Raw genomic sequence first — 20,191 nt, forward strand, 5'->3', positions numbered from 1 at the left:
AATAATGGAATCCTATTTAACTCTAATTTTATTTGGTGGCTTCTTAACCCTGTTAATTCTGGGTGCACCAATCACCGTATCACTGGCCGGCGCTTCAATGGCGGCCTATATGTTGCTCGACAAAAATCCCATCGCTTTAGTACAAATCGCGTTTACCTCGGTGGGTAACTTCCCGTTAATGGCGCTGCCGGCCTTTGTTCTTGCCGGTGCCTTGATGGAGGCGGCGGGTATCTCCAAACGGTTGGTGGATATAGCCGAGAGCTTAGCCGGCCCCGTGACGGGGGGCTTGGCGCCGCAACGGTAATGGCGTGTCTGTTTTTTGGTGCTATATCGGGTTCAGGGCCAGCCACGACCGCTGCGGTGGGGATGCTGATGGTACCTGCGATGGTTAAGCGTGATTATGATAAGAGCTACGCCTCCGCGGTGACTGCCGCATCGGGTGGACTGGGTATTATTATCCCACCCTCAATTCCCTTGGTTATTTTCGGCATCTCCGCAATGGGACTGATGGCACCGCCAGAGGCCATTGCTCAACACGGACAGTTTGCCTCTTTATCTATTCCAAAACTGTTTGTTGCTGGGGTTGTACCGGGTTTCATTATGGCGTCGACGCTAGTGGTCACTAACTACTTTATTGCTAAACGTGAAGGTTACAAAGGGCTGACTGAAAACTGGTCATTTGGCGAAGTAAGACATTCTTTACGTCGTGGTATTTGGTCGATACTGGCTCCGTTTTTGATTCTCGGGGGCATCTACAGTGGCATGTTCACACCAACAGAATCAGCGGTTGTGGCTATCTTCTATTCACTGTTTGTCGGGGTGTTTATTCACCGAGAGTTATCGTTCAAAAGCACGATTAAATCATTGTCGACAACGACATGGATCACTGGACGTGTGTTGCTGATTCTATTCGCGGCAACGGTATTCGGTCGTTTGTTAATCGAACAAAAAATTCCGGTCGTGGTGGCTGAGTCATTGCTAGGTTTCACTGACAACATGTACATGGTGTGGGCACTGACTATTGTGCTATTGCTTTTCGTCGGCATGTTCATGGAAACGTTAGCCGCGATCATGATTATCGTACCGGTCTTGCTGCCAATCATGTACATGCTAGGCGCAGATCCAACCCACGTAGGTATTGTGGTGGTGTGTACGTTATCGATAGGTTTTGCTACACCGCCGCTCGGTGAAAATATCTTTGTCGCCTCGGGAATAGGCGGGGCCACGGTCGAACAGATCACCGCGAAGATACATCCCTTTGTGCTTGCATCCGTCATTGGCGTGTTCGTTATCGCTTTCTTCCCACAAATTACGCTTTGGCTACCGTCCTTAGTCGGCTATTAGGAGAAGTCATTATGAATATATCAAGAATTATCCTTATTGGTTGTGCCGTATTTGCAGTGATCAGTGGCATTGGACTACGTGCTGAACATTCAGAAACAGCAAAAGAAAACGAGCCAGTTAATGTGCTCGATATTTCAGAGCCACATGTCGTCAGCGATGCTGAAAGAAGAGCCAAAACCTTGCTTGCTAAAGCGGTTGTCCATGTACAAAAAGAAGGCGATGAAAGCGTTCAAGACTTCATGAGTGATGCCGAATATATAGACGGTGAGCTCTATGTGTTTGCTCTTGGTATTGATGGCCAATTCCTTGCCAGTGGCGGCTCTTCAATGGTGTTGGTGGGCGACAGTGTTTTGGATACTCAAGACGTTTACGGTAATCCCTTTTTCCGTGAAATGATCACTAAGGCTGTGCACAACGGGTTTGGCGAAGTTCAGTACCATTGGACTAATCCGACTGACCGCATGGGCGAGCCTAAAACGACTTTCTTTGAACGTGTGGGTGATGTGATTGTTGCCGTGGGGTATTACCCAGAACGCTCTAGTGCAACAGAAGCTAAGCGATTATTGGCGAGAGCGATGGCCGCGATAGTGGAATCAGAGCAGGACAGTATCACCGAGTTCAATGATACCGAAGGCAGCTTTGTTGAGGGAGACCTGTATGTGTTCGTGATGGATATGAGCTCTGGAAAGCTGCTCGCGCACGGTGTATCCCCTGAGCTTGTTGGGCGTTCGCACAACGAAATCCTAAGCCCTGACGATAAGCCAATTCTCACTGAGATGTTAAACCTAGCGAAAGAAAATGGGCGAGGCGTTTATACCTATCAATGGTTAAACCCGCTGTCGAGCAAAGTGGAAACCAAGCACACTTACTATCGAGTGATCGATAATAAGCTGGTTGGTGTTGGTTATTACACAAATTCAAACAACACGTAAAAGTGTTTCTACTTAGCCCTCAACCCAGTTAGATAAAGGGCTGGGGGCTCAAAATTCCGGTTTGTGTAAAAAAGCAATTTAGTAAAATTAACACTGTGAAATTTTTGTTGTGAAATTGTTTCTAAAATACAAGTAGTATGAAATGCATGGAAGCAACACAGTAAAGAACAATTTTGAAAAGGGTCAATCAGGATTTTTGACCGACATGAAATTCAAAGCCGTAAGAGGGAAAGACTATGAATATGCTGACACTAGACAGAACAGAACTTCACAGAAACCATTCAACATTTATTGCTGAAGCTGTCTTTGCCGTAGAAATGGTGAAAGCAGATAAGCAGCTCGAAAAACAAAAAATGGCGAAACAGTTGCTTGATACTCTATTTCCTCTAGAGGCTGGTTCACACGAAGACGCAGTGAGCTATGAGATTGACTACCGACATGTTCAGGTTTACTTCAAAAATGGCGAACATACTGGCCTAAAACGAGCGAAGCACTTTGTTGCTTTCACCGGCGATAAGTCTAAGCCTTCAGCAATCCTATTTCGTGATGAAAGCGGTACACACGTTGAAGTGACAATCGGTGCTCGTAAAGGCACTGGCTACTTAGAATTGGTTGATATTCAAGATATCCAGTTAGAGACATGCACCACGTTTGGCCAAACTGAGGCGAGCCGTTCTTCTGGCATCCGTCACTGGGTGAGCTTAGTGAAAGGCGATGAAAGCGGTCGACCGAACGCTTCAAGTGAAGATAAAGAGTTCACGGCAAAAAATGGCGAAGACTATAACCTAGGTTTTTGCTTCGCGATCTAATGTGCTGTCTTTGAAATGTGAAGTGCTGCTCTGCTAGACGTAGCACTGACATTTGAATACTGATTTCTCTTTTACCTTTGGTAATTTCCCCGCCCCTATAGCGGGGCTTTTTTGTTAGAGCTATAAATAAATTAGGCTGTTGTTTATTTTATCTTTAGAAAGTTTGAATGAGATTTTACGGTGCGTTATTTTAATTTAAAGTACTGTATTTAAAGATTTTTATTTGTTTATTTTATTCTGTTTTTATTGGTTTAACTATCACTATTGACGGTGGTTTGGGTGACTATTGAGCTAAAGCTCAGTCAAAATGCTTTGAGCTGTGCTATAATCCGCGCCTTGGGATTGAGCCAATAAGTCCATTTGTCACCAATCATTGTGATTTTTATCGCCTTTTTATTTAGGTGGTGCGGCGAGCCAATCAAGTAGTAATTGGATATGGAGAGCGTCCTTATATTCGTTGATTCGGATATGCGAACATCATAATTTATGAGTTTTAAATCAAAAAAATACAGTATTGATTCTACTGACTATCAAGTTGGTCAAGACAACGTCAGTAAATGGGGCATGGATGTCCATAACACAGTTTTCGTAGCCTCAGTAGGCTTATCTCTTCTCTTCATCATCACTCTTCTTGCTCTTCCTCCTGCAGATGCTAAAGCTGCTATTGATTCTATTAAGGGTGCTGTTTTATCAAAGTTTGACTTCCTCTTTATGTGGGGAGCTAACATCATGCTAGCGTTTGCCGTTGTTCTCGCGTTTTCACCTTTGGGTAAAATTCGTCTAGGTGGCGAAGACGCGACGGCGGATTACTCCATGTCATCTTGGATAGCAATGCTATTCGCAGCGGGTATGGGTATAGGACTTATTTTTTGGGGTGTTGCAGAGCCAACCGCGTTCTTCACGAACTGGTTCGGAACGCCACTCGGTGCAGAACCTTTTACAGAAGCAGGCCGTGAACTGGCACTCGGTGCGACACTGTTCCACTGGGGTTTTCATGCATGGGCTATCTATGGCATGACGGCGCTTTGTCTAGCGTACTTTGTTTACAACAAAGGCTTACCGCTATCAATGCGTTCTGTGTTTTACCCAATACTGGGTGAACGAGTTTGGGGTAAAACCGGTGATGTGATCGACGTACTAACGGTACTGGTTACTCTGTTTGGCCTTGCGACTTCATTAGGCCTAGGTGGTACGCAGGCAGCAAGTGGTATTAGCCACGTGTTTGGCTTGGAAAACAACATCTATCTTCAGCAATCTATTATCGTTTTGATTATGGGCTTGGCGATCATCTCTGTTATGCGTGGCATGGACGGTGGTGTTAAGTTCCTAAGTAACCTGAACATGGTTATTGCGTTCGTATTCCTTGGTCTTATCGCTGTTCTGAACTTCACAACCGTGCTTGATTCTGTGGCAACAGCGGTGACGGGTTATGTGAATAACATCGTAGCGTTGAGCCAAAGCTCTGGTCGTGAAGACACAACATGGCTGCATGGCTGGACTGTGTTCTACTGGGCATGGTGGGTTGCGTATGCACCATTCTTCGGTATGTTCGTAGCGCGTATTTCTAAGGGCCGTACGGTTCGTGAGTTCCTACTTTGCGTACTGATTATCCCAACATTGGTAACGTCGGCTTGGATGGCTATCTTCGGTGGCGTGGCTATCGAGCAGGTGATTAATCATGTAGGGCAACTTGGCCTTGACCAAGGCATTACAGACGTATCTCTAAGCTTGTTCTACATGCTAGATGCTTACTCGTTCGGTAGTATTCTGTCGGTTCTCGCAGTCGCGCTGATCATCGTGTTCTTCGTTACAACGCTAGACTCAGGCTCTATCGTTATCGATGGCATGACAGCGGGTGGTAAGCTTGAAGTTCCTGTTAAACAGAAAGTGGTTTGGGCGGTTATCTCAGGTGCTATTGCAATGGTGATGCTGTGGATTGGTGGTACTCAATCTATCCAAGCTCTGCAATCGATCACGATCATTGCTGCATTGCCGTTTACGATCATTCTTCTGATTGGTTGTTTCAGCTTGTTGAAAGGTCTACTGACTGAAGTAGATAAAGGACAAGAAAACGTTAGCGAAACCGCTAAATAAAGTAATCAAGTATGGGGAGTAGATAGTTCTCTAGTTACTCCTTATTAAGTATTATTTCAAAGCTCTCTTGTACTGTGTGCAAGGGAGCTTTTTTATGCCCAAGAAGAAATCAAAGACAAGCAGATAAGACAAAAAAAGAGCCACAAGTGAATCGTCACTTGTGGCTCTTTTTAGTTTTAGCTATTAGCTTACGCGTTCAATTCATGTTGAATTACGTAATCCAAAGCACCGACTACAGCAGCAACTTGAGCGTCATTACACTCTTCGTCTGTCACTTTGTCGCTGTCCGGGTAAACCTCAGTGGTTGTGCCGTACTTACAATCAGCCACACCACCACACAAGCCTAGCTTCTTCATAGGGTAGTTGATCACGCCGTGTTGAGTGACGTCTGAACCAATGATCTTGCCGTCTGCATCTGCTGGTGCAATGTGGGTTACTTTTTTGACTGAAGCAATTACCGCGGCTTGGAACTCAGGCTGTGGATTTTCAGTATCACCAACTGTGTAGAAACCGTCTGGGATCATACCTTCGATGTACTCAATACCATCACGCGCTGCGAGTGCTGGTCGGAATTCTGTTTCATCAGAATCCGTCGTCTCGTGCAGGTCAACGTGAACCAATACTTCTGGCAAAGAGGCCACTAAAGCTCGTAGGTTTTCTGATTCTTCTGCTGGCGTACCGTCGTAGAAAGAGCGGTTTGGATCGACAGCATTTGGGTTCCAACGGTTGATCACTTCATAACCCCAAGGGCTCACACAAGGTGCAACAACAATGTTGAAGTGCGCTGAGTATTGTTCTGCTTGAGTTGCGGCGAATTTGATCGCGCCATGCACACCACTGGTTTCGTAACCGTGAACACCACCCGTTACAAGGATCGTCGGTTTTGATGCGTCCCAGTTTTTGCTTTTTATTGCAAAAAGAGGGAAGCGAGCTTCATCGTAGCTCAGTGCGCCGTATTGCTCGATGTCAAAGCGGTCTGCCAATGCTTGGATTTTTGGCACGACTTCTTGCTGGTATTCACGCTTAACGGTTCTTTGAGCGAACCATGCTTGACGTTCTGCTTGTTGCCATTTTTTTCCAGGTTTACCAATCGGGTAGGTGTAAGTACTTTCCATTATTTATATCTCTTTGGGGTACGTTGCGATTAAATGAGAATAATCAGCAGAACAGTATCGTGCAACTCTTATTGAGTAGGCTTATGTTACAAACGATTGGTATTTTAAATAATGTTCCGTAGAAGTGTTCGTCTATGGTGTTTTTGACTCAAAGTTAGTGTTGTATTTACGAAACGAAGGAAGACAGGCAACCGGTTTTGGTTGCGCCTTGAACGTTTTCTGAATGACAAACCGTATTCCGACCATGCTCCTTCGCATAGTATAAGGCTTCATCCGCACGCTTAATCATATCTGTCATTTTATCTTCTGAACGAAGTTGAGAAATCCCAAAACTTGCCGTTAAATGATTACTTTGCTGTCGCCAAAATTTGCTTTCTTCAACAATCAATCTTAGTTTCTCAGCTACTTTGTATGCATCATTAATATTGGTGTCAGGCAGCATAATTAAAAACTCTTCACCTCCAAATCGGAAAGGGACGTCGGCTGCTCGTAGATTATCGAGCAGAACGCGTCCCATTCTTTTCAATACACAATCACCAATTTGGTGGCCATATTGATCATTTACTTGCTTGAAATGGTCGAGGTCGAGAATTATCACTGATAGAGGGTGTTGATGCCTTGCGCTGCGCATCCATTCTCGTTTCAGCATGTCATTCATTGCTCGACGATTATAAAGGTTTGTCAAACTGTCTTTCATTGAAGAACTATAGAGAGACTGCATGATCCTCGCATTGAGAAGCCAGTTGTACGTAAAGCCTAGTGTGCTCAGTAAGATTGCGTTCATGATAATAGCCAGTTGGTGAATGTCACTGGCTTGTAAGAAATCCTCAATAGTCTGCTCTTTGAGTGTCACCCAAACTCTAAACACCATGAAAAGTGAGTGGACGGCAAATACGGCGATTAATAGATACAGTGCCGCTCTGACATCGGCCATAGTCCCTGTGTTGATGACTAACATGCTAGCTATCGTACATAGAGTGATGTAGAGGCTCATTGTCACGACACGCGCATTGGTTGAAGTTTCAAAAAAGGTGAAGTAAATCAAGGCAACCATAACGATGGGTAATACAGCCAACACGATTTTTGTGTAAATGGTAGGGGACTGCCTTAATTGAGTAAGACTAAATACCATCAATGCGAAACCTGTAGCGATTGTTATATTGGCAGTGATTTTTGAAAGCCATGGTGAGATATGAGGACCAAAACTCAGCAAAGAGAAGCCCGCCATGAATAAAAGTATGGAACAAATAAAGCTGCGCATTCCCAGAACACGTGTTTGATTTTGTTGTTTAATTATCAGACCAATACAATATGTACCAGACAAGAACACCATAATTAAACACAGAGTGCGTATATCTAAGCCTAGATTCATACTTAACCATTATTATTTTTATCATTAACCTCATTAAATATGAGGTCATGAGATAAGGTTAGATGCTAATGGCAGAGAATCAAGCGAATTAGATTAGAAAGAAAAAAAGCCTTTCACTTATGTGAAGGGCTTTTTAATAAGTGTTTTATTTGACTGCGTAGAATCTATTTAACAGACCAAGCAATCGTCTCGCCGCCACGGATTGGCACAACGATGTCTGAACCGAAAGGCATGGTTTCAGCAACGTTCCACTCTTCTTTAACGAGAGTGATGGTGTCTGAGTTACGTGGCATGCCGTAGAAGTCTGGGCCGTTGTGGCTCGCGAACGCTTCTAGGTTTTCAAGCTTACCCTCTAGTTCAAACACTTCAGTGTAAAGCTCTACTGCTGCGTGCGCAGTGTATGAACCCGCACAACCACATGCTGACTCTTTTGCGCCTTTTGCGTGTGGTGCAGAGTCTGTACCCAAGAAGAACTTCTTGCTGCCGCTTGTTGCAGCTTCGATAAGCGCTAATTGGTGAGTGTTGCGCTTCAGAATAGGAAGGCAGTAGAAGTGTGGCTTAATGCCGCCAACCAACATGTGGTTGCGGTTGTAAAGCAGGTGGTGAGCGGTGATGGTTGCCGCTACGTTGTCGTTAGCGTTCTTAACGAAAGTCGCTGCGTCTGCAGTCGTGATGTGCTCAAGAACAATCTTCAGGTTAGGGAAGTCGTTCACAATCGGTGCTAGAACTGTGTCTAGGAACTCTTTTTCACGGTCAAAGATATCAACATCGTGAGCCGTTACTTCACCGTGAACCAGTAACAACATATCCACTTCTTGCATGGCTTCTAACACGTGGTAAATCTTTTGCGCTGACGTTACACCTGAATCTGAGTTAGTCGTTGCGCCTGCAGGGTAAAGCTTTGCAGCGACTACGGCACCAGACTCTTTCGCTTTGCGAATTTCATCAGGAGTGGTGTTGTCTGTCAGGTAGAGTGCCATTAGAGGCTGGAATTGCTCGCTTGGCTGCTCTGCCATGATGCGTTCACGGTAAGCTAAAGCCATTTCGGTATCGGTTACCGGTGGGATGGTGTTTGGCATGATTAACGCTCGACCATTGTAGCGGCTGATATCGCGCACTGTATCTTTTAATACTTCGCCATCGCGTAGATGAACGTGCCAGTCGTCAGGACGAGTAATCGTAAGTTGTGTCATTGAAGGCTCCCACCATTTGAAGTGTTATGTAGTTGGAGCCTAAACTCGGCGAAATCTGTGAAAGCAATCGCTTACGTTTAGGCGACAGGATGATAGTGGAAAAGCACTTTCATTTCATCCTATTTTTAACTCTTCAGGGCTAGGAGCTTGTTTTTATGAGTATTTTATTCGGTATTAATTCTCGGAGATGGTAGGAGACGGGTTAACGAGTCGCCACCCAGAGTCCGTGAATCATTCCTGGCACCCAGAAGAAGAAAGTCAGGATGATGTTAATCAATAGGTCTTTACCTGCGCCACGAGCGAAGAACACGCCAACAGGCGGAAGTAGTACACACAAGATGATAATGACGAGTTTGTTCATGATAAATCCTTTTTATTCAATGAAAGTTCAATGCAGTAATCGTGTTCAAAGTATAGAACGTATGGAGAGTGTTACTGCATTGCTGCCTTAATGTATCAAAATAGACAGCTAAACATCTCAAGATAATAGCTTAGTATCAAGTGTTTAATGCCTGCCAGTTTATCTATTTATAACCATTTGTTAGCATTGGGACAAATAACAAAACATTGGAATCGTTATGTCGCAGCTACCGTCAGATCAAAAGGCTTCACAGCAAGTGCCTTCTCTATCTCAAATCAATGTATTTCCGGTTAAGTCAGTGGGCGGGATTGCGCTCTCTTCTGCTTGGGTCGAAAAACAAGGCCTTACTTTCGACAGACGCTTTATGTTGGCGTTGGCTGATGGCTCAATGGTGACGGCACGTAAGTTCCCTAAAATGGTTAAGGTATCTTCTAGCTTGCAACCAGATGGTTTGATCTTCACTTATGAAGGTAAAGAAACGCTGCGCCTAAAGTATGCTAGCTTCAAGATGCAAGAAGCACCAGCAACGGTGTGGAAAGACAGCTTCACGGCATACACGACATGTGATGAAGCCGATGATTGGTTCAGTGATGTGTTGGGCGTGCGCGTTGAGCTACTGTTTTCTGGCGAGCAATCGAATCGTGTTCGTGAAAAGCTCGGTCATAATGTGAGCTTTGCCGACGGTTACCCAATGTTAGTGATCAGCCAAGCCTCTCTTGATGAACTCAATCGCCGCAGCCCTGAAACCCATTCAATGGATCAGTTCCGCACCAACTTTGTTGTTTCCAACACAGAACCTTTTGCTGAAGATAGCTGGAAGCGTATCCGTATCGGCGAGGTTGAGTTCGAATCGGTGAAGCCTTGTGAGCGTTGTATCCTAACTACGGTTGATGTTGAGCGTGGCGAATTTAGATCAACAAAAGAGCCGCTTAATACCTTCTCTACATTCCGAGCCAATGAGCGCGGTGGTGTTTTCTTTGGTCAGAATCTTGTGGCCAAAAATGAAGGTTTAGTCAAAGCCGGTGATGTCGTTGAAGTACTCGAAACCAAAGAGAAAGAGCACTATGAAGACACTTGGGTTGAGTCGTTACATTTAACCTGTGTTGAACGTGAAGAGATCGCTCGTGACTTTACAACTTTTTGGTTAGAACCTGCGAAAGAGAACCACTCACTACCAAGTTACCAGCCTGGGCAACATCTGCCGATTGAGATGGTGATTGATGGCGAGACGATTTCGCGTCGTTACACGTTATCTTCTAGCCCATCACGAGCGGGTCGTTTGGCGATTTCAGTGAAGCGAGTGGATGATGGTCAAATATCTAACTGGCTCAATGATCATTTCCAAGTGGGCGATACTCTAGTCGCTCAAAACCCAGATGGTGCGTTCTACTTAGAAGCAAACCCAACCCATCCGTTACTGCTTTTGTCTGCAGGCAGCGGTATTACCCCAATGTTGTCGATGCTTCGCTACTTAGCCGACCATGGTCAAATCGATGATGTGGTTTTCTATCATCAATGCAGTAGCGAAGAGGATATTCCTTATCAAGCTGAGATTGATAAGATTGCCAACGAACATAAAGGGTTACGAGTGATTTATTCGTTAAGCCAACCAACTAAAGAATGGGATGGTTTATCTGGTCGTTTGAGCGTGTCACATATTGCTAAAATTGAAGCACTACACAAGCGTCAAGCGTTTGTGTGTGGCCCTGATGGCTTTATGGATAATGCAAAGAAACTACTGATTCAAATGGGGCTTAATCCTCAGCATTACCACCAAGAAGCATTTGGCGTGGCTCAATCAACTGAAGAAACAGTGAAGCAACTGCAGTTGAGTGTTAATGGTTACTTGTTCGAAGGTAATAACCAATCCACTTTGCTAGAGCAAGCGGAGTCCGCGGGGGTATCTATTGCTTCAAGTTGTCGTGCGGGTTTCTGTGGAGCGTGTAAAGTGACCCTTGAGTCAGGGCAAGTTCATCAACCTGATGTCCCTGCATTGCAAGAGCATGAACGCAATATGGGTCAGATACTGGCGTGTTGCAGTGTGCCTCAAACTGATATCGAAGTTGTTGATTAATAGCTCGCTAGATCATAAAGAAAAATGCATTAAATAGAAAAGGCCGGAAGTTCGTGAATGAGCTTCCGGCCTTTTTGATTCTGAGATTAACTCAAAAAATTAATCGTAAATCGTTGGGATAGGCTGACGCTTGTGCTGTGTTGCTTTGTAGATGCTTACTAAGCGATCTGATACGTCTTGAGAAACGGCTTTGCCTTCAAGGAAATCATCGATTTGATCGTAAGAAAGATTCAATGCTGCTTCATCGGCTTTCTGAGGGTCAAGCTCTTCTAGATCAGCGGTTGGTACTTTCTTAACAAGTTGCTCTGGAGCGCCTAGCGTTGCTGCAAGCTCACGAACTTGGCGTTTGTTCAAACCAAACAAAGGTGCTAAATCACATGCGCCGTCACCGTGCTTGGTGTAGAAGCCTGTAATGTTTTCCGCTGAGTGGTCAGTACCGATGACGAGGCCGCCAACGTAACCTGCGATCTCGTATTGCGCGATCATACGAGCACGTGCTTTTACATTCCCTTTCACAAAGTCGATTTTTGCAGAATCTGTTGGTAGCAATCCCGTGCCTTCTAGAGCTACGTGAGATGCTGCGTGGAGCCCATCAACACCGGCTTTAATGTTTACAGAAACGGATTGAGAAGGCTGAATGAAAGACAGAGCAAGCTGTGCTTCATCTTCATCTTTTTGCTCACCATAAGGCAGGCGAACGGCGATGAATTGGTAGTTGTCGCTACCAGCGCTTTCATTCAGGCTATTAACTGCCATTTGTGCTAAACGGCCACAGGTCGTTGAGTCTACACCGCCACTGATACCAAGGATCAGAGACTTGCAGCCTGACTGCTGAAGTTTAGTTTTGATAAAGTCCACACGGCGAGTCACTTCGAAGTGAGGGTCAATTGAAGGTAGTACGCGCATTTCGTCACGAATTAACTGTTCCATTCGTATTCCTTTCCTGCAAGCAAATTAAAAATCTAGTGTTATCATACCTAAATCATCCGATTTAAAAACCTCTTTGCACAAGCTTAGAAAGAGAAGGCAGTAATAAATAATGGAAAAAATAGCTATTTTCGGTAGTGCGTTTAATCCGCCGAGCTTAGGGCACAAAAGTGTGATTGATTCGTTGGCTCACTTTGACAGAATTCTACTTGTTCCAAGTATTGCCCATGCTTGGGGAAAAGAGATGCTAGACTTTGATACGAGATGTCAGTTAGTTAACGCATTTATTAGCGATCTTTCACTGGATCAAGTTGAGCTTTCTTTGATCGAAAAAAGTTTATTTACTCCAGGTGAAAGCGTGACGACTTACGCGGTGCTCAGTGAACTTCAGAAGTTACATAGTGACGCCGAACTGACGTTTGTTATTGGCCCTGATAATTTCTTCAAATTCTCATCTTTCTATAAATCCGATGAGATAACAGAGCGCTGGTCTGTGATGGCTTGCCCTGAAAAAGTGAAGATTCGTAGCACCGATATCCGTCTTGCTTTGCAAAATGGGAGCAATGTGGCGAAATTGAGTACAAAGTCAGTTACAAAGATATTGCAAGATAGTGGACTGTATACAATAATGTAGATTCACTAATTTAAGAGGTCTGATGACTATGCTAAAGCGCGCGATACCAGCGACGATGATCATCGCAGCATGCAGTATGCCTGCTCAAGCTGATTGTGATTTCTTTAGCTTAGATTCGATAATGCTGACTTCTGATGATGAAAACAGCTGCTTAGACTTCTCTTCGAGTATTGAGTCTTTTGGTCAACGTATGATGGAGCTCAGTGGATTAAGCGAAGATGAACCTGAATCAACGGCAGACTATTGGTCTGATTGGGTTATTCAGAGCAAAGATGCGCCTCTATTAACTCAAAGCCTTGAATCTAACTACGTTGGATTAGGTATGTGGTTCCCAGAAGATCTCGAAGATGATCAGTATGATATGTCGACAGAAGAGTGGTTGATGAATCATGGCCTTCAATTGAGCATTGGCTTTGGTGATAAAGTAGAAGGGCAACCGCGCATGCGATTTGATTACCGTTGGCATGACTCACGAGACGCTGATCTCATGATGCAGGTTGAATTACCGTTCTAGACCGTTAGGTTATTAATTGACGCTAAGAATTAAAAAAGCCGCAAAAACTGAGTTTTTGCGGCCTTTTAGTATCTGGTTTGTTGCTTTCATATTAGCTATAACTTGTCGCTAAGCTATAAATCTTCACCAAAAACAAGCATGCATAGCTGTTCAAACTCTTCTTCTTTGCCTGAGAACAAATCATCAATCACAAGTGCACGTTTCTGACCCGACTGCATACGTTTCTTTGCCTCGCGCATTACCATCACCAAGGTGTGTTCTTGCGGTAGGTTCGAGTCATCGATATTCCACTGGTTGAATCGCTGAGACAAAGCACTTTCGCAAAGCAGTGGCTTAAATGCCAACACTTCTTGCTTGAGAACAGAAAGCATATCTTTAAACGCTTGCTCCGTATTATTGGCATTTGAAGCGCGAGCTTTGGTTAGATCCAACTTTTCCAGTAACGCAGAAGAGAGGTTGGTTTGCGTGATGTATCCTGCTTGTCTCGGGAATGAGTCGGTCAAACGAACTGAGAAATCGACACGATTAACCTGGGTGTTTGGAAAGTAGGTCAGTGATGTTAGGCAGTCATATGGAATCCATACACTCTGGCCTGGCTCGACGGCATACTCTTGTTTACCCAGCTTTATCAAAACCAAGCCACTTTGAACCGATACAAGGCTATGTTTAAGTACTTTCTTGCGAGGTGTAATCACCAAGTGTGAAAAGTAAGCCGATGTATATTCAATAGCGAAGTTCATAGATAGTACCTTAATTTTGGGGCGTCAAGATTACCGTTAATTTTAAAGAATGCCAACAATAACAGGGTATTTTCAATCTTTCTGGTCTGACCTTGTCAAAAGTATGGACTCTGTAGCTGCGAGAAGTCAAAACAACGCGTAGAATGAGCCAGATTTTTATTATTTGAATTAAAAAATGACCTCTCCGACCGATCCATATGTTGATATTCGTCCTTATGGCGATGATGAAATTCCAGCGGCACTAAACCGTCTTATTAATGATGAAGAATTTATCAGTGCGATTCTGCACTATCGTTTTTCAAACCATGCGTCTTGGTTTAAAGCATTAATGAGCCCGATCTTGCGCGTTTACTTGAAAATGAAATGGAGCAAGCTGACCAGCGTTGAATCCATTCAGATTGAAGTTAAGAAATACTTGCGAGATACATTAGCGAAAACCACCAATGGTGTGACATACACAGGTGTAGAGTCTCTTGATGCTAACCAAGCTTACCTGTTTATTTCAAATCACCGTGATATTGCTATGGATCCAGCATTAGTTAATTACGCATTGCATCACAACAATCATCAAACTTGCCGAATTGCAATTGGTGACAACTTGTTGAAGAAACCATGTGCGACTGAACTGATGCGCCTTAATAAGAGCTTTATTGTAAAGCGTTCTTTGAAAGGGCCGCGTGAGATGATGAAAGCACTAGGGCAGTTGTCTTCGTACATCAAGCATTCTTTGGAAACGGGCAATTCTATCTGGATCGCTCAAAAAGAAGGCCGTGCAAAAGACGGCAATGATTTTACTGAGCCAGCAATCTTGAAAATGTTCCACGTTGAAGGTCGTAAGCAAAAAATCGCATTCCCTGAATACGTGAAGTCGTTGAAGATCGTTCCTGTGTCTATTTCTTACGAAAACGATCCATGTGACATCGCGAAAGCGATCGAGCTTTTTGAAAAAGACGTAAACGGCAGTTACGAAAAGGGTGAATTTGAAGATATCGAAAGTATCATTCAAGGTATCATCGGCAATAAAGGACGTGTTCATGTTGGTTTCGGTCAGGTTATCGACCAAGATTTTGATACGCCTGAAGCGCTTGCTCAAGAGATCGACCGCCAGATCCACGACAACTACAAACTGTTTCCAGTAAACTTGCTGGCAGCGGAAAAAGAAGACGAGTCGATTACAGCAGCGGTTAAGCAGGAGTTTGAAGATAAACTATCTGGCTTGCCACAAGGTGCTCGTCAGTACTTAATCGACAGCTATGCGAATCCAGTGAAGAACATTGGTTAACGAGCGTTAGTTAGCTTGTTAGCTGAGTAGTAACTTGATTGAATTGAAAAAGGAGCCTTGGGCTCCTTTTTTGTTTCTGAATTACTACTTGCTGCTGCATTAGAGTTTTAGAGCAATAGAGCAATAGAGCAATAGAGCAATAGAGCATTAGAGCTTTAGGCTAAATTAGCGAGCGACAGCGCCACCGAGCTCTAGGCTGGTCGGCCACGTGGTAATCGTGTTACCACCGAGGTAGATATTACCTTTGACTGTCATGGTGTCAGGAAATGTTGTAATCCCAGAACCGCCTATATATAAATCGCCATCAATCACTATCCCGTTTGGTAGCTCTGTCAAAGGCGTACGAATCACGCTCAGGTCGCCTTTCACTCTAAAGCCATTGGGTAGCCTCTGGAGGGGAGTATCCGTGAGGTTAATAAATCCGCCCACTCTCACACCTCGTGGCCAACTGGTAATTTGACTACCAATCAAGTCGGCATAGCCTTTTATCTTCACTCCCGAGGGAACCCGCGTGAGTTGGCTGTTACCGCCTTTAAGACTTCCGTTTACTTCCAACCCTTTGGGTAGGCGGGTAATCGCAGTGTTCTCAATATTGAGGTTGCCATCAACGATTAACCCTGTTGGCAGTGATGTGTATGGCTTATTTCGTAAATATAAGTTTCCGTAATTATCCAGATGGTTCAATATTTGATACTGATCGAGTGGTTCAGCAGTCACATTTGTTATGGTTAAGGAACCAATAATAAGTGCAATTATTCGGAGCATAACAAGCTTCTTATTACGATAGACGTTAACACTATAAAGAAAAAATTATTCTCGCATAGTGTTTTACTCATTTGTTGGTAGGTAGAAAGGAATAAGAGACAATGAAAGGTAAATTTTCGGTTCGAATAAAGCATCAAATTCTAAAATGCGTTGTGATTCTGACCTCTGCGTTTTGTTCAATATCAGTAAGTGCTAATAAAATAATATCAACGCCTGCAAAAACGGCAGTGGTTGTCACTCAGAGTACTTCACAGCAACGAGTTTGTTATTACAATGATAAGGCATATAGTGTTGGTGCTATCGTTGAGGTCTCCGGTGTTGTGATTAAATGTGCGGCTGAAAATGACTTTGAGACCAATGGTGCTCTAGGTTGGGTTGAAATAATAAAAAAAGACGAGTAATAAACTCGTCTTTTAATTTTATGAGTGTAAGTGCTTATATTAACGCGCTAGAGAGCGAGTCTTAAGTTCGAAAATAATTTTCTCAGCGCTTACTTCAAATTTAAAGCGTGCGTGCAATTCTGTGCTGTCTTCAGTCATCTCTGATGCTTCAAATTCAACATTGCTAGACACTTGCTTTGCTAACTCAACGTACTTAGCTAATTCAGTTTCAATAAGGGCTTTAGAGTTGCCGTAAACCGTTACCTCAGCAACCTCGTCGCCTTCTTTAATGATGAAGCCAATTTCACCTGCGCAACCGCAAGCCTCACATACATCGTTGTTACCAATATCTTGGCTCATAAATAATCCTCTTACAAAGTCTGAGGTTATTCTAACGAGCAATTAGAACTGTATCTACAAAAATTAAAACCTTTGAACTAATTTATACTGGTATGCTATGTTGTTTGTTAAGGTGTTTAATGAATATCTACATTCGCGCCGATAAATATGTATGTGATTTACCTCACGTTTTGTTGAAAAGGAATGTTATTAATTTGTCAGAATATCATTCACTTAGTTGCGTCAGGAATGATTTTATAAGACTATCTATCGCTTGATAGGTATTTATACAATGAATTTTTCGTTGGGTATTTCATATTCTAAGTCGTTATTTAAAATTATCGACTTAGGATTGTAAGGTGATTTTCGAAGAATAATTAGACAAAGTGTCCAAAGAGACATCACTGTAAAATTGTTCGTACATAGTATTTGTGTGCATTTAGTTCTAAATACTTGCGAAAAAACATCTTGCTCACATAATGCTGATAACGATTTTCATTCTGACTTCATTTGATTGAGTTAGATGGATTTACAAAGAGAAGAGCCTGAATATGCCAAAGCGTAGTAAAGAAGATACAGAAATCACGATCCAGAAGATCATGGATGCCGTTGTGGACCAGCTATTGAGATTGGGTTACGACAAGATGTCATACACGACATTGAGTCAACAAACAGGCGTTTCTCGTACAGGTATTAGTCATCACTTTCCTAAGAAAACGGATTTTACTGCTGCTTTAGACGGTCGTATTTTCAAGATGTTTATGGAACACATTGACTTTGAAAATGGCCTTGACGCATTTTCAGCTAGCTGGGTTGCAGCACTTGAAGACGCTGAGTTCCTAGCAATTTTACGTTTACTTTTCCATCATATCGTTACTGCTGAGAGCGCTCATGAGTTCGCTGCAAACGGTATTGACCGTCTATACAAGCTGACTGAAACTCAGTTTGGTGATACTAGCGGTAAAGAACTAGAGTGGTTGATTGGTAAGTCATTGATTCGCATGAGTCAGTAATCAACACACGATAAAAGAAGCTCCTACGGGGGCTTTTTTTGTGTCTGCAATTTCTCTTTCTCTTTCTCTTTCTCTTTCTCTTTCTCTTTCTCTTTCTCTTTCTCTTTCTCTTTCTCTTTCTCTTTCTCTCTCGAACTCATATCGCTTCTGCTATCTTGCTTTGTGCCAAATGAAGTTATTTCTTTTATTTTTATATGCTTACGCTCGAGTCTTACATTCAACCTCAATTGCGAAAAGTTTAGCAACACTAACTGATTATGTTTATTTCTAGAGCCTCAAACGCTCTGGGTGAGCCGTTTGAGAGCTTATTGCTATGGTTACTAACAAAATTGAGTTTAAGGCGAGAGAGAGGCTGTGAGCCAATAAAAAAAGCCTCGACTAAATCGAGGCTTTGAATGGTGTCGGCGTTAGAAGGAACGAATACTTTAAGTGCGCCAGTTTTTGGTTGCGTTTATTGTGCGGGATGAACCTGAGGGAAGCTCATGGTTGGGTGTTTTTCGACGATACTTTTGTATCCGTATACGTCTTCAATCATTGACGGCTTTAGCGCTTCCCAAGGACTTCCATCGCAAACTAAGTGTCCATCCTTCAATACCACTAATCGGTCGGAATATTGAGCGGCTAAATTTAGGTCATGCAACACCACGATAACCGCGGCATTGTGGTTGTCGGCGAGATCTCTCGCGATCTTTAAGGTGTTGTGCTGGTGGGCAAGATCCAGTGCTGATGTGGGTTCATCAAGCATCAAGATACATTGGTCACCAGAATAGTGAAGCTGGGTTAGCACTCGAGCCAAGTGAACACGCTGTTTTTCACCGCCGGATAGCGAAGGGTAGAGCCTTTCACTCAGGTGAGTCACATCGGCAACATCCATTTTTTGACTAGCGATGTTGGTGAGCTTCTTGTTGGACTCTTGCAGAGGGATTCCACCAAGCTCGACAACTTCATGTGCCAAAAATGGGAAGGTCAACGTACTGTGCTGAGGTAGCATAGCCAGATGCTTCGCCAATTTTTGAGAAGGCCACTTGTCTTTGGTGTGTCCAAAATATTGGATATCGCCGTTGCTTGATATCTCTTGGCACAAGGCTTTAAGTAACGTGCTTTTCCCTGCGCCATTTGGCCCAAGCAGTGTGGTTACCTTTCCTGCCTCAATCTCAATAGAAACACCATCTAATATCACTTTGCTGCCGAACTTCACTTCGATATCGGTCGCTTTTAACGCTGAAGGAAACATTAAAGGATTCTCCCTTTCTGTTGAAATAGAAGGTACAAGAAGAATGGAGCGCCGATAATCGCGGTAACAATGCCCACAGGTAATTCTGCTGGTGCCAGTACCACACGAGAGAACATGTCTGCGGCTGTTAGCAGTAGTGCGCCTAGTACTGCTGACAATGGCAAAAGAACTCGGTGATCTGGGCCTGCCAACATACGACCTAAATGAGGGATAACGAGCCCGATGAATCCGATCATGCCAGACAGGCTCACTGTGATACCAACGCCTGCGGCTGTCAGTAGAATGAGCTTTCGTTTGAGTCTTTGTACTGGAATGCCAAGGTGTTGCGCTTCTGACTCACCTAAGAGCAGGGCATTCAGTGACATCGCTTGACGGTAAAAAACAATAAAGAGTGCTACGAGCGTAACTGCAGCAAGCAAAATGCCTGACCACTTCGCTCCTGCTAGTGAACCCATCGACCATAATGAAAGATCACGCAGCATTTGGTCATCAGCGATGAAGTTCAAGAACCCAATACCAGCGCCGGAGAGCGCACTGATCGCCACACCCGCCAACAACATGATGGTGACAGAAGTGCCGAACTTACCCGTGCCTAGTTTATAGACCAAGAGTGTGGTTAAAGCGCCACCAAGAAAAGCGAACACAGGAACCGCAGCAAAGTTCATGAAAGCAGGGTAATGCAGTGAAAGCTCAGAGAAAAGCACGATGGCTAATGCAGCTCCTAATGCAGCGCCAGCAGAAACGCCGATGATCCCAGGTTCTGCAAGCGGGTTTCGAAATAAGCCCTGCATGACGGCACCACATAATGCGAGAATCGCGCCGATTAGCATACATAAGATGGTTCTTGGTAAACGGATTTCTTGAATCACCAAATTGATGTGTGGGGCTAAATCATTGTTTGGTTGGAGTAAGCTCGCTGCACTGTCAGCTAAGCTAATGTTCATTGGCCCAACGGTAATTGAGAACAGTGCGACGAAGACTAGGGTAGCCCCTAGGCCTAACATCGATGTTTTCAGTGGGACGGATCGTAGCAACATAAAGGGCCTCAATGTCCATTGCTAGCTTCAAT

19 protein-coding genes and 1 pseudogene are annotated in these 20,191 nt (G+C 43.9%); 10 read left to right on the forward strand and 10 right to left on the reverse strand.

The genetic code is table 11. The annotated features are described in order from the left end of the window. The first annotated feature begins 4 nt into the window (after window positions 1-4). The 4 genes and pseudogenes from DUN60_RS18555 (at window position 5) to DUN60_RS18570 (ending at window position 5,179) form a co-directional block, all read left to right on the forward strand. A pseudogene (locus tag DUN60_RS18555) lies at window positions 5-1,344 on the forward strand (TRAP transporter large permease). Between the two features lie 11 nt (window positions 1,345-1,355). Next, a complete protein-coding gene (locus DUN60_RS18560) occupies window positions 1,356-2,276 on the forward strand; it encodes a cache domain-containing protein (protein ID WP_114634801.1) in 921 nt (306 codons plus the stop codon). A gap of 236 nt (window positions 2,277-2,512) precedes the next feature. Then, window positions 2,513-3,085 (forward strand): aldolase/citrate lyase/malate synthase family protein, encoded by a 573-nt coding sequence (locus DUN60_RS18565; RefSeq protein ID WP_004731899.1) that lies wholly within the window; start codon window positions 2,513-2,515, stop codon window positions 3,083-3,085. A 486-nt stretch (window positions 3,086-3,571) separates the two neighbouring features. Beyond that, complete coding sequence (locus tag DUN60_RS18570; protein WP_017091709.1) at window positions 3,572-5,179, forward strand: BCCT family transporter; 1,608 nt, start codon at window positions 3,572-3,574, stop codon at window positions 5,177-5,179. 188 nt (window positions 5,180-5,367) lie between these two features. Here the strand turns inward: DUN60_RS18570 and DUN60_RS18575 are convergent, their stop codons facing one another. From DUN60_RS18575 to DUN60_RS18590, 4 genes are all read right to left on the reverse strand, one after another. Next, window positions 5,368-6,294 (reverse strand): M14 family metallopeptidase, encoded by a 927-nt coding sequence (locus DUN60_RS18575; RefSeq protein ID WP_114634803.1) that lies wholly within the window; start codon window positions 6,292-6,294, stop codon window positions 5,368-5,370. 166 nt (window positions 6,295-6,460) lie between these two features. Beyond that, window positions 6,461-7,666 carry a GGDEF domain-containing protein gene (locus DUN60_RS18580; RefSeq protein ID WP_081008934.1) on the reverse strand — a complete coding sequence of 402 codons (1,206 nt, stop codon included), beginning with the start codon at window positions 7,664-7,666 and terminating at the stop codon, window positions 6,461-6,463. A 164-nt stretch (window positions 7,667-7,830) separates the two neighbouring features. Beyond that, the gene (gene pyrC / locus DUN60_RS18585; RefSeq protein ID WP_102499739.1) at window positions 7,831-8,859 is read right to left on the reverse strand and encodes a dihydroorotase; all 1,029 of its coding nucleotides are present in this window, start codon (window positions 8,857-8,859) and stop codon (window positions 7,831-7,833) included. A 202-nt stretch (window positions 8,860-9,061) separates the two neighbouring features. Then, window positions 9,062-9,220: a YqaE/Pmp3 family membrane protein gene (locus DUN60_RS18590; RefSeq protein ID WP_004731890.1), complete on the reverse strand. Its 159-nt coding sequence runs from the start codon at window positions 9,218-9,220 to the stop codon at window positions 9,062-9,064. 217 nt (window positions 9,221-9,437) lie between these two features. Here DUN60_RS18590 and DUN60_RS18595 point away from each other — a divergent pair, with 217 nt between their 5' ends. Further along, window positions 9,438-11,294: a hybrid-cluster NAD(P)-dependent oxidoreductase gene (locus DUN60_RS18595; RefSeq protein ID WP_114634805.1), complete on the forward strand. Its 1,857-nt coding sequence runs from the start codon at window positions 9,438-9,440 to the stop codon at window positions 11,292-11,294. 99 nt (window positions 11,295-11,393) lie between these two features. On the opposite strand, the gene nadE is transcribed toward DUN60_RS18595, so the two are convergent. Further along, on the reverse strand, window positions 11,394-12,224 hold the full coding sequence (nadE, locus tag DUN60_RS18600; RefSeq protein WP_065206987.1) for an ammonia-dependent NAD(+) synthetase: 831 nt from the start codon (window positions 12,222-12,224) through the stop codon (window positions 11,394-11,396). 109 nt (window positions 12,225-12,333) lie between these two features. Between nadE and DUN60_RS18605 the strand changes: the two genes are divergently transcribed. Continuing rightward, window positions 12,334-12,855, forward strand: coding sequence for a nicotinate-nicotinamide nucleotide adenylyltransferase (locus tag DUN60_RS18605; protein ID WP_114634807.1), 522 nt, complete (start codon window positions 12,334-12,336; stop codon window positions 12,853-12,855). Between the two features lie 22 nt (window positions 12,856-12,877). Further along, entirely contained in the window at window positions 12,878-13,369 is a 492-nt protein-coding gene (locus DUN60_RS18610; RefSeq protein ID WP_114634810.1) for a hypothetical protein, read from the forward strand. 113 nt (window positions 13,370-13,482) lie between these two features. Here DUN60_RS18610 and DUN60_RS18615 read toward each other — a convergent pair whose 3' ends face one another. Then, window positions 13,483-14,109: a hypothetical protein gene (locus DUN60_RS18615; protein ID WP_054545764.1), complete on the reverse strand. Its 627-nt coding sequence runs from the start codon at window positions 14,107-14,109 to the stop codon at window positions 13,483-13,485. Window positions 14,110-14,284: 175 nt separating this feature from the next. On the opposite strand from DUN60_RS18615, the gene DUN60_RS18620 reads away from it, so the two are divergent. Beyond that, the gene (locus DUN60_RS18620) at window positions 14,285-15,391 is read left to right on the forward strand and encodes a 1-acyl-sn-glycerol-3-phosphate acyltransferase (protein WP_004731881.1); all 1,107 of its coding nucleotides are present in this window, start codon (window positions 14,285-14,287) and stop codon (window positions 15,389-15,391) included. Window positions 15,392-15,556: 165 nt separating this feature from the next. Here the strand turns inward: DUN60_RS18620 and DUN60_RS18625 are convergent, their stop codons facing one another. Then, window positions 15,557-16,156 carry a hypothetical protein gene (locus DUN60_RS18625; RefSeq protein WP_065206991.1) on the reverse strand — a complete coding sequence of 200 codons (600 nt, stop codon included), beginning with the start codon at window positions 16,154-16,156 and terminating at the stop codon, window positions 15,557-15,559. Between the two features lie 101 nt (window positions 16,157-16,257). On the opposite strand from DUN60_RS18625, the gene DUN60_RS18630 reads away from it, so the two are divergent. Next, window positions 16,258-16,557 (forward strand): DUF1496 domain-containing protein, encoded by a 300-nt coding sequence (locus DUN60_RS18630; RefSeq protein WP_065206992.1) that lies wholly within the window; start codon window positions 16,258-16,260, stop codon window positions 16,555-16,557. Window positions 16,558-16,596: 39 nt separating this feature from the next. Here the strand turns inward: DUN60_RS18630 and DUN60_RS18635 are convergent, their stop codons facing one another. Next, complete coding sequence (locus DUN60_RS18635; protein ID WP_065206993.1) at window positions 16,597-16,896, reverse strand: YfcZ/YiiS family protein; 300 nt, start codon at window positions 16,894-16,896, stop codon at window positions 16,597-16,599. Between the two features lie 530 nt (window positions 16,897-17,426). On the opposite strand from DUN60_RS18635, the gene DUN60_RS18640 reads away from it, so the two are divergent. Beyond that, on the forward strand, window positions 17,427-17,888 hold the full coding sequence (locus DUN60_RS18640) for a TetR/AcrR family transcriptional regulator (protein WP_004731875.1): 462 nt from the start codon (window positions 17,427-17,429) through the stop codon (window positions 17,886-17,888). Between the two features lie 451 nt (window positions 17,889-18,339). On the opposite strand, the gene DUN60_RS18650 is transcribed toward DUN60_RS18640, so the two are convergent. After that, complete coding sequence (locus DUN60_RS18650) at window positions 18,340-19,122, reverse strand: heme ABC transporter ATP-binding protein (RefSeq protein WP_108187788.1); 783 nt, start codon at window positions 19,120-19,122, stop codon at window positions 18,340-18,342. Then, window positions 19,122-20,159, reverse strand: coding sequence for a FecCD family ABC transporter permease (locus DUN60_RS18655; RefSeq protein WP_114634815.1), 1,038 nt, complete (start codon window positions 20,157-20,159; stop codon window positions 19,122-19,124). Before DUN60_RS18655 ends, DUN60_RS18650 begins: the two co-directional genes overlap by 1 nt. Between the last annotated feature and the right edge of the window lie 32 nt (window positions 20,160-20,191).

This window comes from Vibrio splendidus (assembly GCF_003345295.1).
GTDB classification, from domain to species: domain Bacteria; phylum Pseudomonadota; class Gammaproteobacteria; order Enterobacterales; family Vibrionaceae; genus Vibrio; species Vibrio splendidus_K.

Bases quoted from the DNA above. Each gene is read 5' to 3' on its own strand.
- DUN60_RS18640 (WP_004731875.1), top strand. From the start codon at position 17,427: ATGCCAAAGCGTAGTAAAGAAGATACAGAAATCACGATCCAGAAGATC.
- DUN60_RS18610 (WP_114634810.1), top strand. From the start codon at position 12,878: ATGACTATGCTAAAGCGCGCGATACCAGCGACGATGATCATCGCAGCA.
- pyrC (WP_102499739.1), bottom strand. From the start codon at position 8,859: ATGACACAACTTACGATTACTCGTCCTGACGACTGGCACGTTCATCTA.
- DUN60_RS18620 (WP_004731881.1), top strand. From the start codon at position 14,285: ATGACCTCTCCGACCGATCCATATGTTGATATTCGTCCTTATGGCGAT.
- DUN60_RS18580 (WP_081008934.1), bottom strand. From the start codon at position 7,666: ATGAATCTAGGCTTAGATATACGCACTCTGTGTTTAATTATGGTGTTC.
- DUN60_RS18605 (WP_114634807.1), top strand. From the start codon at position 12,334: ATGGAAAAAATAGCTATTTTCGGTAGTGCGTTTAATCCGCCGAGCTTA.
- DUN60_RS18565 (WP_004731899.1), top strand. From the start codon at position 2,513: ATGAATATGCTGACACTAGACAGAACAGAACTTCACAGAAACCATTCA.
- nadE (WP_065206987.1), bottom strand. From the start codon at position 12,224: ATGGAACAGTTAATTCGTGACGAAATGCGCGTACTACCTTCAATTGAC.
- DUN60_RS18590 (WP_004731890.1), bottom strand. From the start codon at position 9,220: ATGAACAAACTCGTCATTATCATCTTGTGTGTACTACTTCCGCCTGTT.
- DUN60_RS18630 (WP_065206992.1), top strand. From the start codon at position 16,258: ATGAAAGGTAAATTTTCGGTTCGAATAAAGCATCAAATTCTAAAATGC.
- DUN60_RS18655 (WP_114634815.1), bottom strand. From the start codon at position 20,159: ATGTTGCTACGATCCGTCCCACTGAAAACATCGATGTTAGGCCTAGGG.
- DUN60_RS18635 (WP_065206993.1), bottom strand. From the start codon at position 16,896: ATGAGCCAAGATATTGGTAACAACGATGTATGTGAGGCTTGCGGTTGC.
- DUN60_RS18560 (WP_114634801.1), top strand. From the start codon at position 1,356: ATGAATATATCAAGAATTATCCTTATTGGTTGTGCCGTATTTGCAGTG.
- DUN60_RS18650 (WP_108187788.1), bottom strand. From the start codon at position 19,122: ATGTTTCCTTCAGCGTTAAAAGCGACCGATATCGAAGTGAAGTTCGGC.
- DUN60_RS18625 (WP_065206991.1), bottom strand. From the start codon at position 16,156: ATGCTCCGAATAATTGCACTTATTATTGGTTCCTTAACCATAACAAAT.
- DUN60_RS18570 (WP_017091709.1), top strand. From the start codon at position 3,572: ATGAGTTTTAAATCAAAAAAATACAGTATTGATTCTACTGACTATCAA.
- DUN60_RS18595 (WP_114634805.1), top strand. From the start codon at position 9,438: ATGTCGCAGCTACCGTCAGATCAAAAGGCTTCACAGCAAGTGCCTTCT.
- DUN60_RS18575 (WP_114634803.1), bottom strand. From the start codon at position 6,294: ATGGAAAGTACTTACACCTACCCGATTGGTAAACCTGGAAAAAAATGG.
- DUN60_RS18615 (WP_054545764.1), bottom strand. From the start codon at position 14,109: ATGAACTTCGCTATTGAATATACATCGGCTTACTTTTCACACTTGGTG.